Origin of the sequence: Thiemannella venezuelensis (genome assembly GCF_014203605.1) — a bacterium.
GTDB classification, from domain to species: domain Bacteria; phylum Actinomycetota; class Actinomycetes; order Streptosporangiales; family Streptosporangiaceae; genus Planomonospora_A; species Planomonospora_A venezuelensis.
In genome coordinates this window covers 32730-44734 of the sequence record NZ_JACHJJ010000039.1, presented here as the reverse complement: position 1 = coordinate 44734, position 12005 = coordinate 32730, and the positions used below count along the sequence as shown (strand labels likewise).

Annotated in this window: 11 protein-coding genes and 1 pseudogene; 5 read left to right on the top strand and 7 right to left on the bottom strand. The window is 72.2% G+C overall.

The features are described from left to right. A pseudogene (locus tag FHS22_RS35155) lies at positions 1-202 on the top strand (ISAs1 family transposase); the annotation flags it as partial. A gap of 7 nt (positions 203-209) precedes the next feature. Here FHS22_RS35155 and FHS22_RS35150 read toward each other — a convergent pair. The 3 genes from FHS22_RS35150 to FHS22_RS35140 all read right to left on the bottom strand — a co-directional run bounded on the left by FHS22_RS35150 (position 210) and on the right by FHS22_RS35140 (position 3144). Continuing rightward, positions 210-614 carry a hypothetical protein gene (locus FHS22_RS35150; RefSeq protein WP_184948521.1) on the bottom strand — a complete coding sequence of 135 codons (405 nt, stop codon included), beginning with the start codon at positions 612-614 and terminating at the stop codon, positions 210-212. Positions 615-777: 163 nt separating this feature from the next. Beyond that, positions 778-2661, bottom strand: a complete 1884-nt coding sequence (locus tag FHS22_RS35145) for a DUF2075 domain-containing protein (RefSeq protein ID WP_184948520.1) — start codon at positions 2659-2661, stop codon at positions 778-780. Between the two features lie 126 nt (positions 2662-2787). Then, a complete protein-coding gene (locus FHS22_RS35140) occupies positions 2788-3144 on the bottom strand; it encodes a nucleotide pyrophosphohydrolase (protein WP_184948519.1) in 357 nt (118 codons plus the stop codon). 134 nt (positions 3145-3278) lie between these two features. Here FHS22_RS35140 and FHS22_RS35135 point away from each other — a divergent pair, with 134 nt between their 5' ends. Then, positions 3279-3629: a VOC family protein gene (locus FHS22_RS35135; protein WP_184948518.1), complete on the top strand. Its 351-nt coding sequence runs from the start codon at positions 3279-3281 to the stop codon at positions 3627-3629. Positions 3630-3740: 111 nt separating this feature from the next. Then, positions 3741-4127: a VOC family protein gene (locus FHS22_RS35130; RefSeq protein WP_184948517.1), complete on the top strand. Its 387-nt coding sequence runs from the start codon at positions 3741-3743 to the stop codon at positions 4125-4127. Between the two features lie 90 nt (positions 4128-4217). Here FHS22_RS35130 and FHS22_RS35125 read toward each other — a convergent pair whose 3' ends face one another. After that, entirely contained in the window at positions 4218-5507 is a 1290-nt protein-coding gene (locus FHS22_RS35125) for an alpha/beta hydrolase family protein (RefSeq protein WP_184948516.1), read from the bottom strand. A 77-nt stretch (positions 5508-5584) separates the two neighbouring features. On the opposite strand from FHS22_RS35125, the gene FHS22_RS35120 reads away from it, so the two are divergent. Next, positions 5585-6115, top strand: coding sequence for a helix-turn-helix domain-containing protein (locus FHS22_RS35120; protein WP_184948515.1), 531 nt, complete (start codon positions 5585-5587; stop codon positions 6113-6115). A 46-nt stretch (positions 6116-6161) separates the two neighbouring features. Here the strand turns inward: FHS22_RS35120 and FHS22_RS35115 are convergent, their stop codons facing one another. Next, positions 6162-6962 (bottom strand): helix-turn-helix domain-containing protein, encoded by an 801-nt coding sequence (locus FHS22_RS35115; protein ID WP_338048102.1) that lies wholly within the window; start codon positions 6960-6962, stop codon positions 6162-6164. 138 nt (positions 6963-7100) lie between these two features. Between FHS22_RS35115 and FHS22_RS35110 the strand changes: the two genes are divergently transcribed. After that, positions 7101-8333 carry an aminoglycoside phosphotransferase family protein gene (locus tag FHS22_RS35110; RefSeq protein ID WP_338048101.1) on the top strand — a complete coding sequence of 411 codons (1233 nt, stop codon included), beginning with the start codon at positions 7101-7103 and terminating at the stop codon, positions 8331-8333. An 81-nt stretch (positions 8334-8414) separates the two neighbouring features. Here FHS22_RS35110 and secA2 read toward each other — a convergent pair whose 3' ends face one another. After that, on the bottom strand, positions 8415-10637 hold the full coding sequence (secA2, locus tag FHS22_RS35105) for an accessory Sec system translocase SecA2 (protein ID WP_184948514.1): 2223 nt from the start codon (positions 10635-10637) through the stop codon (positions 8415-8417). 103 nt (positions 10638-10740) lie between these two features. Next, positions 10741-11874: an RsbRD N-terminal domain-containing protein gene (locus FHS22_RS35100; protein WP_184948513.1), complete on the bottom strand. Its 1134-nt coding sequence runs from the start codon at positions 11872-11874 to the stop codon at positions 10741-10743. Positions 11875-12005: the final 131 nt, after the last annotated feature.

Below are 12005 nucleotides of genomic sequence, written 5' to 3'. Positions count from 1 at the left end.
GGAAAACCGTCTCCACTGGGTCCGCGATGTGACCTTTCGAGAGGATGCCTCCCAGCTCAGAACCGGGACCGCGCCGCGAGCTCTCGCGTCCTTCCGCAATCTGGCGATCAACACCTTCCGCCTGGCTGGACGTGCGAACATCGCCCACGCCCGCCGTGACCTCCTCGATCACGACACGGCCTTCGCCGTCTACAACCTCTGATCAACCATCAGCAGGCCGGACAAAACCCTTCAACGCCGGGGCCGTGGCAGTAACCCCGCACCTGGACAAGCGGGTGTCTGGGATTCTTCTGCAGGCTCGGTACGCGGACGTGGTCAGGATCGTCTTCGCAGAGCTGCGCGCTGCGCCAGCGCTTGAGCTCTACCGCGACATATGTGTCCCGCCCGTTGTGATCGACCCCCGCCAGCACGACGTCGGTACGGCTGCGGTCGAGGAACTGGGATTCGATGAGCAGTTCAACCTGACCGAGCCCGGCTTCGACGAGGTCTTCGGCCAGTCTTGGAAGGCTGTTCTTCCATGAGGTCTGTTCCGCCTTGGTCGCGCCCCGGACCTGGTCTACCAGGTGGGCCACGATTCTCTCTATCGGAGAGGTATGCAGGATCTCGGCGGGCATTCGGTGTCCGACTTTCACGAACGTACCCCCAGGCAGCACGAGAAGCTCGTGCGGATGGGGGCGTGTCCACCGGAGTCAGATCGGTAGAAGCCCGTCGGACCGCATTTTCTGGTGGGAAGAATACCGTGCCTTGATCATCTCTGTAATCCCCTGCGGTCACTCTTCAAGCGATCCGCCCGATCAGTTCTTCGAGGAAGGACCGGGTCTCCGGATCCGCGGAGAAGAGGAACGTGCCGAGCATTCCTCTCGTGAGGAGCACCTTGTAGGTATTGCGGATCAGTCGGTCGGCTTCGGCGTCGGTGGTGCCGCGGGTGAGGGCGGGGTCCTTGCTGGCCGTTCTGACCGTGACGAACCTCCCGCCGCGGACGACCAGGTCCGGGCCGATGATCACGCCGTTCCAGTCGTACTCGAATCCCTGGGCCGTGTAGACGCAGCCGACCTGCTCGAAACCACCGTCCGCAGTGGCCCACAGCGCGCTCGCGGGGGCGCTGCCCACGGCCCTGTCACCCTTGACGTTCCACGGGCGGGACCACTCGCCGATCCGGACGTCGTGGACGAGTGTGTCGTCCTTGCGGGGTTCACTCCACGGCCAGCAGAACCCGGCGGTCATCCGGGCCGAATAGCCCTCGGCCAGTTTCGTGCGCAACAAGGCTTCGAGTTCCTGGGGGGACCGTACGGGAGAGACCTCGAAGCGGTCGTCTCCCTCCCACGGCGCGGGTCCGTCGCCCTGCAGGCCGAGGAGTCGCAGTACCCAGTCCTCGTAGGCGCGGCTCCCCCCGCAGCGGAACTGCCCGTCGAGGGAGATCTCGTGGACCCGGAAGCCGCGTGCCTCCGCATGGGCTCTGATCTCGGCGACGTTTCCCAGTTCTCCGGGCCGTACGACCTGGTGCTCGTCCAACAGGAAGACGGGGACTCTTGCGGCGTCGATGAGCTCGTCGATCTGGCGGCGATTACTGCGGAGCCGGGCCGGGGTGTAGCGGTTCTGCGACGTCTCCCGGATCCGGTGGGCCTCGTCGCAGATGAGGGCCTCGAGGCCGTTGCGGTCGGCCTGCATGAAGCTGTTGAAGTATTTGAACAGGTTCTTCACCTGGGAGGAGCCTTTGCCCGCGACCCGTCGCATGGTCTCGGTGAACGAGCGCGATCCCGTGGCGTGAAGAACCGGGCGCCCTCGTCTGGAGAGCTCGCCCAGCAGGGACAGCGCGATGACGCTCTTGCCGCTTCCCGGGCCACCGGAGACGATGACGATCTCTTTCGAATCCGCCCTCCGGGCCCGTTCCACGGCGTTCAGGACGATCTCGTACGCCAGCCGCTGTTCGGCGAGGAGGACGAACTGCTCGCGGTCCCGGATCTCCCGCGCGGCGAGTTCGAGGAGTCGCCGGGAAGGGCGGACGGCACCGGTGAGCAGGCGGTCGGCGGCTTCGACGCCGGGCCGGGGGGCGAACTGCTCACGGAGATACTCCAGGAAGGCGCCTCGCCGTGTTCTGGTGAACAGCCGGGTGCGCTCATCCAGGACGTCGTTGTAGAGATCTCGGACGTCGAGGTCGGCCGCGTTGTGAAGGTAGGCCACACCTCTGATCGCTGAGTCCTGCCCCTCGAGAGCACCGGCGAAGCCCGCGATGTACTCACAGTAGCCCTGGACCTGGAGTACCGGATGCAGTCTCGGACCACCCGGGGCGCCCTCGACGAGTACGAGCCGGGGATCGTCCTCGAACGGCTCGGCCCTGCTCCACTGCTTCAGCTCGACCACGAGATAGGCGTCACCACCGGTACGGCGGTCGATCCCGGCGAGAACCACGTCGGCACGTTTGCTGGTCAGCGGCAACTGGTACTCGACCAGCATCTCGACGTCGCCGAGTCCGGCGTCGACCAGGTCACGTGCCAGGACCGGGAGGCTCCGATCCCACGATCTGCGCTCCGCGAGGGAGGGATTGACGCAGATGGTCCTGCGGAGATGTTCGGTGATGGCTTCGCTGAGCCGACTTTCGGGAAGCGAACCGTTGGTCGCCAGCTTGGCCAGACTTTCGGCGGAGTGCCGAAATGCCGTCACGGACCTACCCCCAGGCAGCACGAGAGACTCGTGCGGTATGGGGGCGTCTCCGTGATCAGGTGATCGGCGGAAGCCCGTCGGGCCGCATCACTACGGCAGGAAGATTATCGCGATCAGCGGACGAAATCAGGCCGGCGGCGGTGCTTTCCGCGCGGAACCGCGATATTCCGTCGCAGAATAGCGTTTGTCGTTCTCGTCGAGCTTGGCGTGGACGGCTTCCAGCAAGTCGATCTCCAGGACGTCCGCAAGGCGGGCCAGGTAGATCATGACGTCGGCCATCTCCGAACGGAGGCGCGCGGCGGAATCGGGATCCTCCATGACGCCGGATGCCTCCTCGGGCGTCAGCCACTGGAGTTCGGCAAGCAGTTCGCCCACCTCTCCGGCCAGCGCCATCGCGAGGTTCTTCGGCGTGTGAAACCGCTCCCACTCTCTGACCTCGGCGAACCTCCGCAACCTGTGGGCCAGTTCGTCCAACTCCGCCATGGTCCTCAGGGTAGGGCCACAACGGGGCGAAGGCGTGCCGTAAGGGGTTGCGCTGATCCGCCCTGCGCTCGTCCGGTGGGACATGCCGCGGGCGGGGAGAGCATGGACCGCCGGCGGCCGGGCATGGGGTGATCATGAATTTGGAATGGGAGCAGGTCGTCGTCGACTCGGCGGATCCGGCGGCCCTGGGCCGGTGGTGGGCCGACGCCCTCGGCTGGGTGGTGGTCGACGACGCGGACGACGAGTACGAGATCCGTCCTTCCCCCGACCGCCTGCCCGGGCTGCTCTTCGTCCCGGTGCCCGACCCCCGGGCGGTCAAGAACCGGCTCCACCTCGACTTCCGCCCCGACGACCAGGAGGCCGAGGTCGCACGGCTGCTGGCGCTGGGCGCCCGCCGGGCCGACGTGGGGCAGGGCGAGCAGTCATGGGTGGTCCTCGCCGACCCCGAGGGCAACGAGTTCTGCGTCCTGCGCGCCCGGACCTGAAGCACACCGGAGGCTCCGGCGGTGCCCGGCGCCGGACGGCTGGCCTTTCTGCGTGAGACACGGCTCCCCGATCATGGGGGTCCGTGCTTTTCCCGACCGGAGGTGTTGCGCGTGGCGCACTACAGCAGGCTCTACACGGTTGTCATCGACGTTCCGCAGGCCGGTCACGACCGGGAGGTGGAGTTCTGGCGGGGGGCGATCGGACCGGAACTGAAAGCCAACGAGAGCTATCCGGAGTACCACGGCGCCCTCCTGCACGGACAGGAGTTCGCACTGATGATCCAGCGGCTGGGAGAGGGGGAGGGCCGGGTGCACGTCGACATCCACACCGACGACCTGGAGGCGGAGGTCGCGCGGCTGGAGCGGCTGGGCGCCGAGCGGGTGCAGAAGGCGAACGACCGCTGGTGGATCATGCGGGACCCGGCGGGCCTGCCGTTCTGCGTCATCCCGGACGCCCCCGGCACGCTGCACGACGGCAACGCCCAGCGCTGGGACTGACGCCCTCCCCTCTTTCGTCGTCCCCTCCCTCGCCGCGCCCGTCCGGCGGCGGGGACGGCGCGGCGAGAGAAGCGGCTCGCCGCGCCGCCGTCAGGCCGGGTGCTCCGGGAGGTGCTCGTTGACCCAGTCCGTCACCAGGGTGAGGACCCCGGGGTCGGTGGGCCTGCGGATCTGCTGCTTGTAGGTGCGCAGGCCCCCGGCGTCCGGGTCCTGGCGGAGCAGGTGGCTCAGTCCGGGCACCCGGACGGTCGTGACGTCCCCGTCGACCAGGGCGGCGACGGTGTCGAGGTCGGCGGGGTCGACCTGGACGTCGCCGTCGCCGGTGACGGCCAGGACCGGCACGCGCAGCCCGCGCAGGAGCGGCTCGGGGTCGAAGGCGATGAACTCGCGGTGCCAGCGCGCGTTCGTCCTGCGCCCCTGGACGCGGGCGACGTCGGTGGTGGTGGCCTTGAGCCGGGTGAGGGCCTGCTCCTGCTTGGTGAACAGGTCGGTGCCGAGCAGGCGAAGGATCACCCGGACCGGTGCGGGCAGGTCCCCGGCGATCTGCCGGGCCTGCCACCTCAGGGTCTCCTCGCCGGTCCTGGCGATGCCGGACAGCAGCACGATCCCGGCCAGGCCGTCCTGCTCGGCGGGGCTGAGCGCGGTGGCGATGACGGCGCCCTCGCTGTGGCCGGCGACGAACACCGCCGCCGGGTCGATCTCCGTACGGCCCCGCAGCCAGGCCAGCGCGGCCCGGGCGTCGGCGACGTTGTCGCTCAGGCCCGCGGCGAGGAAGTCGCCCTGGGACTCGCCGACACCGCGCTTGTCGTAGCGGAAGGAGGCCACCCCCGCGCGGGCCAGGGCGTGCGCCAGGTCGCGGCTGACCCCCAGGGGCATGCGCTTGTGGTCGGCGTCCCGGTCCAGCGGGCCCGAGCCGGTCACGATCAGCACCACGGGGTGCGGCCCCGGCCCGGCGGGCAGGGCCAGCGTGCCGCCGAGGATCAAGCCGCCGGAGCGGAAGGTGACGCGCTCCTCGGCGACCGGCGCGGGCAGGGCCGCCGCCTCGCGGATGCGCCCGGCGAGCTCGGCCGCGTGCTCGTCGCCGACCAGCAGCTCGTCGTAGCCGGCGCCGCTCAGGGAGACCCGTACGGCGGGCACGCCCCGGCGGACGGTCACGAACGCCCGGTTCCCCGGGCGCCGCCACGTCCCGACCTTGGTCCGTCCCGGAACCGCCAGGCCGGGGGAGCGCAGGCCGCGGGCGCCCGCCACCCCGTTCTCCACGACGGTGACGTCGCGGACCGCGGTGAGCGGCACGCGGATGTCGCCGTGCAGGCCCGCCACCTTCTCGCCCCGGTCGAGCGCCAGCACCAGCTCGCCCCCGGTCACCGTCATCGTCGCCATCGTGGCCCCTTTCTCTTCCGTTCGACCATGATTATTCTCATCTTTGAGATTGATGTCAAATGTGAGAGTGTTGGTTCATGAAGACGACGGCTGATCTCCTCCTCCACCCGGTGCGGCTGCGCATCGTCCAGGCGCTGCTCGGCGACCGCCGCATGACCACCGCGGCCCTCGCCGCCGAGCTCTCCGACGTCTCCACCGCCACGCTCTACCGGCACGTCGGCACGCTGGCGGAGGCCGGGGTGCTGGAGGTCGTGGACGAGCAGCGGGTGCGGGGCGCGGTGGAGCGCACCTACGCGCTGCGGCTGTCCGCGGCCCAGGTCGCCGACGAGGACCTGGCCGCGATGTCGCCGGAGGACCACCGGCGGGCGTTCATGGCGTTCACGGCCGGGCTGCTGGCCGACTTCGACCGCTACACCGGGCGCGGCGACGTCGACCTGCGCCGGGACGGCGTCGGCTACCGCCAGGCCGCCCTGTGGCTCTCCGACGAGGAGCTCGCCGCGTTCGCGGCCGACCTCCGGCGGGTGGTGGAGGCCAGGGCGGGCCTCGGCCCGGGGGAGGGGCGGGTCAGGAGGCTCCTCACCACCGTGCTGATGCCGGGGGTCTCCTGAGGTCCGCCGCGGCCCCCGCCCGGCCGGTTCCGGGCCCGGGGAGGTGCTAGTCGGGGTGGTGCTGGTGCTGCAGGTAGGCGGCCGTCTCGGGGTTGGCCGGGAAGTACGCCTCGATGGCGAGTTCGGCGACGGTGATGTCCAGCGGGGTGCCGAACGTCGTCATCGTGCTGAAGAAGACCAGCTCGCGGTAGCCGCGGCGGAGCCGGAGCGGGATCACGATCTGCCCCGTGCCCGCCCCGATCTCGGGCTCGGGCTGGTCGCAGGGATAGCCGTCGAGCTCCCGCCAGAGCTCGGTCAGCTCGGGGTCGGCGGTCAGGCTGATCTGGCGGCGGAGCCGGTGCAGCAGGTGGGCCCGCCACTCGCCCAGGTTGAGGATCCGGTGGGCCATGCCCTTGGGGTGCAGGCTCAGCCGAAGCACGTTGACCGGAGGGACGAGCAGTTCGGGTGCGACGCCGCGCAGCAGCAGGCCGGTCGCGGAGTTGCGGTCCACCAGGTTCCAGCGCTGGTCCACGACCACGGCGGGGTACGGCTGGTGCCCGCTCAGCACCTGCCCCAGCGCCGTCCGGACCGAGGCCATCTCCGGCGAGTTGAGCGGGGTCTCGGCGAAGACCGGGGCGAAGCCGCCCGCCAGCAGGAGGTGGTTGCGCTCGCGCAGCGGCAGCTCCAGCTCCTCTGCGAGGTGCAGGATCATGTCGCGGCTCGGTTTCGACCGGCCCGTCTCCACGAAGCTCAGGTGACGGGTGGAGATGTCGGCCTGGATGGCGAGGTCCAGCTGGCTCATCCGCCGCCGCTCCCGCCACTGGCGCAGCAGCTCACCGACCGGCCGGTTCCCGCTGGTGGTGGTCACGGATACCACGATATCCAGCGATGATCGACCAAACCATTACCGTCCACGTAACGGAGATCGTGACGTCCCGCCGCCGGACCCCGCGGGGCGGCGGATAACGGCTCGCGGACGGGACGCCCGTCCGGCCAGACTGGTCCGGTGGATCGAGAGCAGGGCCGTACGGCCGACGCGGTGGTGACGGCGGGGGACGAGTGCCTGGGGACCTTCGGGCCCTTCCCCCTGGAGAGTCCCTGGTGGGCCGAGGCCGGGCCGGTCGCCGCGCACCTGACGGCGGCGCTCGGCGTTCCGGTCATGGTGCTGCGCCTGACCGGCGTCACCGGAGGGGAGGGCGGCCGGGGCGGGCACGTCACCTACCACGCCGAGGCCTTCGACCGGCCCCGCCCCGGCCTGCTCGGTCCGCCTCCCTCCGACCTCGGCGACCTGCTGGACCCCGTCCCCCGGCGGTCCGGCTGGGCGACGGCCGCCGGACTGAGGGCGGCGCTGGACTGGGCGCGGGAGGAACTGCGCGCGGCGGGCCGGCCGGTGAGCGGGGACGTCGAGCAGGTGAAGACCTGGAACCTGTCGGGGCTGTTCCGGATCCCCACCTCCGCCGGGCCGGTGTGGCTGAAGGCCACGCCCGGGTTCGCGACGTGGGAGGCGGCCGCGGTGGAGGCGTTCGCGCAGGTGGACCCGGAGATCGTCCCCGACGTCCTGGCGGCGGACGCGCCGCGCGGCTGGACGCTCCTGGGCCACGTGCCCGGCGAGGACTGCTGGGAGGCCCCGGACGATCTCGTCCGCGCGATGGTCGGCCGGTGGGCCGCGGCGCAGGCGGCGCTCGCGCGCCGCCTGGACGGGCCCCCGGACGGCCTGCCGGAGCGCACCCCGCGGGTCCTGGCCGGGCTGGTGCGCGACCTGCTCGGCAGGCGGGACGAACTGGGCCTGACCGCGGCCGAACTGGCCGCGGCGCACCGGCTGGCCGACGGCCTGCCCGCGCTCGCCGCCGCCCTGGAGGAGTGCGGCCTGCCGGACACCGTCGTGCACGCCGACTTCCACTCCGGCAACTGGCGCTCCGACGGCCGCCGCACGGTCGCCGTCGACTTCGCCGACAGCCACTTCGGCCACCCCGTCCTGGACGCCCTGCGGATCCGCGACTTCCGGCCGGGACGGCCCCGGACCGGGGCGGCCGACGCCTGGATCGCGGCCTGGTCGGAGCTGGTGCCGGGCTCCGACCCCGGGCGGGCGCTGGCCCTGGCCGAACCGCTCGGGCACCTCATGTACGCGGTGCGGTACCAGGAGTTCCTGGACGGCATCGAGACCAGCGAGCGGATCTACCATGAGGGCGACCCGGCGGGCGAGATCCGCGCGGCCCTGGACGCCGCCGCGCGTCCGTGACCGGGGAGCGGGCCGGCCGCGGGACCCGTACGGCAGGGCGCGCGGGACTCCGGTGCCCGGCGGCGGATCAGCGGCGGCGGATCAGCGGCGGCGGATCTTGGTGGCGAGGCGGTTGGTGAGGCGCTCCCACTCGCTGCCGAACGGGTTCTCCTGGACCAGGTAGGTCCAGGTCGCGGTGGGGCGCTTGAGCCCCTCCCCGTCCAGGTCGAGGCCGTCCTCGGTGATCCCGGCGCTCTCGAACGTCGCGACCGAGCGCGACTCGACCTCGGCGAGCAGCCGCCGGTAGGCGGCGACCGCGTCCTTGTGGAACTCGTCGATCGGGCTGGCGCGGCCCAGCACCCGCAGGTGGATGCCCTCGCGGAGCTCGGCGAGGTAGGCCAGGTGCTCGGCCCAGCAGCGGTCGAGGTGGAACAGGACGATCTGCCGCGCCGCCCCGTGCAGGATCTCCTCGCCCGTCTCGGGGGGAAGGGCCCCGGTCAGCCCGGTCCAGCGCTCGGGGGCGGCGGCGGCGAGGGCCTCCCCGGCCGTCCGGCCGCGCAGGACCCGGTCGCGGCGTTCCAGGACCAGGTCCCGCTGGCGTTCGAGCAGGCGGGTGTAGCGCCAGGTGTTGCGGTGGATCTGCGCGTTGACGCCCTCGGCGACCCGCTGGGCGTGGGCCACGAGCCGTGCGCTCGGCACGCCCGAGGAGTACTCGTCGGCGACGTAGTGGGTGATCAGGTCGTCCTCGCCGCTGACGAGGAAGACCGAGCCGCCGGGGTCGCCCTGCCGCCCGGCCCGGCCGCGGAGCTGGTCGTCCAGGCGGCTGCTCGCGTGGCGGCCCGAGCCGATGACGTACAGGCCGCCGAGGGCGCCCACTCCCTCGCCGAGCCGGATGTCGGTGCCGCGCCCGGCCATCTGGGTGGAGACCGTGATCGCCCCGCGTTCCCCGGCCCGGGCGATGATCGAGGCCTCCTCCGCGTCGTTCTTCGCGTTCAGCACGGCGCACTCCAGCCCCCGCCCGGCGAGGTTCAGGGCGAGCCGCTCGGACTCCGCCACGTCCAGGGTGCCGACCAGGATCGGCCGGCCGGTGGCGTGCGCCTCGGCGATCTCGTCGACCAGCGCCCGGTCCCGGTCCGCGGCGAACTCGAACAACCGGTCGGGCTCGTCGGCGCGGACCGGCGGCCGGTTGGGCGGGACGACCGCCACCTTCAGGTCGTAGAACTCGCGCAGTTCGTCGCCGACGGCCACCGCCGTACCGGTCATCCCGCAACGCCCGGGGTAGCGGGTGATCAGCCCCTGGACCGTGATCGAGTCGAGGATCTCCCCGGTCTCCGAGGGCGCCAGCGCCTCCTTGGCCTCGACCGCCGCCTGCAGGCCGTCCGGCCAGCGCTGCAGCAGCGCGACCCGCCCCCGGGACGGGTTGACCAGGTGGACCCTGCCGTCGCGGACGATGTAGTCGACGTCCCTGGTCAGCAGGGCGTGCGCGTGCAGCGCGAGGTTGACCTCGGTCAGGCGCGCGGTGTCGTGGTAGAGCTCCACGCCCAGCGCCTCCTCCACGGTGTCGATGCCCTTGGAGGTCAGGTGCACGTTGCGGGCCTGGTCGTCGATCTCGTAGTGGTAGCCCTTGACGAGCCTGCGGACCAGCGCCGCCGTCTCCGGCACGGCGCCGCCGGCGTCGGCGGCCCCGGCGAGCACCAGCGGGACCCGGGCCTCGTCCACCAGCACCGAGTCGGCCTCGTCGACCAGCACGACGTCCGGCTCGGGCAGCAGCAGATCGGCGGCGTCGACGCGGAGCCGGTCGCGCAGCACGTCGAAGCCGATCTCGCTGACCGAACCGTAGGTGACGTCCCGGTCATAGGCCGCGCGCCGCTCCTCCGGAGTGGAGGCCTCCCCGATCCAGCCCACCGAGACGCCCAGCGCCTCGTACAGCGGGCCCATCCACTCGGCGTCGCGCCGGGCCAGGTAGTCGTTGACGGAGACGACGTGGACCCGTCTGCCCCGCAGGGCGTACCCGGCGGCGGCGACGGCCCCGGACAGCGTCTTGCCCTCGCCGGTGGCCATCTCGGCGACGTTTCCGGAGAGCATGACGAGCGCGCCGACCAGTTGCACGTCGTACGGCCTCAGCCCGAGTGCCCGGTCGGCGGCCTCGCGCGCGACCGCGCAGAACCCGGCCAGGTCGTCCATCGAGGGTGACGGCAGTTCCGCCGCCTTCCGCAGGCGGTCCTCCTCGGCACCGGCCGCCCTGACGATCCGCTCGAAGGGGGCGAGATCGATGGAACCGGGACGCTCCAGAAACCGCCTGACGAACTGCCTTATCGAGGCCATGTGCTCTCCATGCCCCCTCCAACGCCCCTTATCGGGCCCGCGTTCCCACCCTGGGTCCCACCGTACCGACCGGAATGGATCATCCGTACGGCGGAGCACCCGGTCAGGGCAGCACGCGCAGGGTCTCCAGGGCGGTGAACAACTCGGCGGCCTCGCGGGGGTCGTCGAAGCGGCGGCCGGTCAGCGACTCCATCCGGGCGAGCCGGTAGCGCACGGTGTTGCGGTGGCAGAACAGCGCCCCGGCCGCGCGCGCGGTCGAGCCGCCCGCCGCGAACCACGCGTGCGCGGTGCCGAGCAGGGTGCCCCGGTCCTCGGCGGGCAGGTCCAGGACCGCGCCGAGCACCCGCCGGGCCAGGTCGCCGGCGGTCTCCGGGCTGCTGGCGGCCAGGGTGGCGACCGGGCGGTCGCCGTACCGGGAGACCCCGTCGGCGCCGGGCGGGACGGAGGCCAGCGCCAGCCGGGCCAGGCGCAGGGCGGAGGCGGTCTGCGAGATCTGCGTGTACGGCGGGCTGATCCCGAACCGGCCGGGCGGCGGGTCCGCCAGCAGGTCCGCGGGGAACCGCGGGCCGGCGGCGCGCAGGGCCTCGGCGCGGGGGGCGTCCAGCCAGAGGACCGCGAGGCGCTCGCCGGGCAGCTCCCGCCAGACCGCCGGGACGGGCAGCCGGGGCGCGGCCGCGCTCTCGGCCGCCAGGACGTGGAAACGGCCCTGCCGGGGCAGGCCGAGGGCGTCCGCGCTCTCCCGGATCCGGGCGTGGTCGGCGCCGAGGAGCGCGTCGAAGAGCAGGTCGCGGTCCCGGCGGGCGCGCAGTTCCCGCTCGGCCTCGACCTCGTGGTAGGTGCTGCGCACCGCCTCGGAGTAGTCCTCCAGCCCGAGCCAGAGCTCGCTGACGCTCTCCAGGAGCACCGCCTGCACCCGCTCGTCGGCCGCCGCGACGAAGCTCTCCCAGATGAACAGGGTGCCGACCCGGTAGCTGTGCAGCAGGGCGGCGAGCGGCACGCCCTGGAGCGCGCGGCGGCGGGCGTTGGCCCGGACCGGCTCCAGCTCCATCGGGCCCTCGCCCGCCAGGTGGGTGTAGATGCCGCGCAGGTGCAGGGCGCACACGGCGGTCAGGTCCTCCGGGGGGACGACGGCCAGCTCGGCCTCGGCCTCGCGGACCCGCCGGGCCAGCCGCTCGGCCAGCGGGTCCACCTGGCCGAGCAGGCGCCTGCTCAGCGCCGCGAAGTCGGGATGCGCCACGGAACCGATTGTGCCAGCGCCGATTGTGCCGGCGCCGGTCGCGCAGGGACGGCCGGGCCGGTTGTGCCGCCGCACAATGAAACCGAACACAATTCGAGTCTCCGGGCCGTGGACACGCCGGGCCGCGGAGG

Coding starts and splice junctions, on each gene's coding strand:
- FHS22_RS35150 (WP_184948521.1), bottom strand. CDS start 614: ATGCCCGCCGAGATCCTGCATACCTCTCCGATAGAGAGAATCGTGGCC.
- FHS22_RS35140 (WP_184948519.1), bottom strand. CDS start 3,144: ATGGCGGAGTTGGACGAACTGGCCCACAGGTTGCGGAGGTTCGCCGAG.
- FHS22_RS35135 (WP_184948518.1), top strand. CDS start 3,279: ATGAATTTGGAATGGGAGCAGGTCGTCGTCGACTCGGCGGATCCGGCG.
- FHS22_RS35125 (WP_184948516.1), bottom strand. CDS start 5,507: ATGGCGACGATGACGGTGACCGGGGGCGAGCTGGTGCTGGCGCTCGAC.
- FHS22_RS35120 (WP_184948515.1), top strand. CDS start 5,585: ATGAAGACGACGGCTGATCTCCTCCTCCACCCGGTGCGGCTGCGCATC.
- secA2 (WP_184948514.1), bottom strand. CDS start 10,637: ATGGCCTCGATAAGGCAGTTCGTCAGGCGGTTTCTGGAGCGTCCCGGT.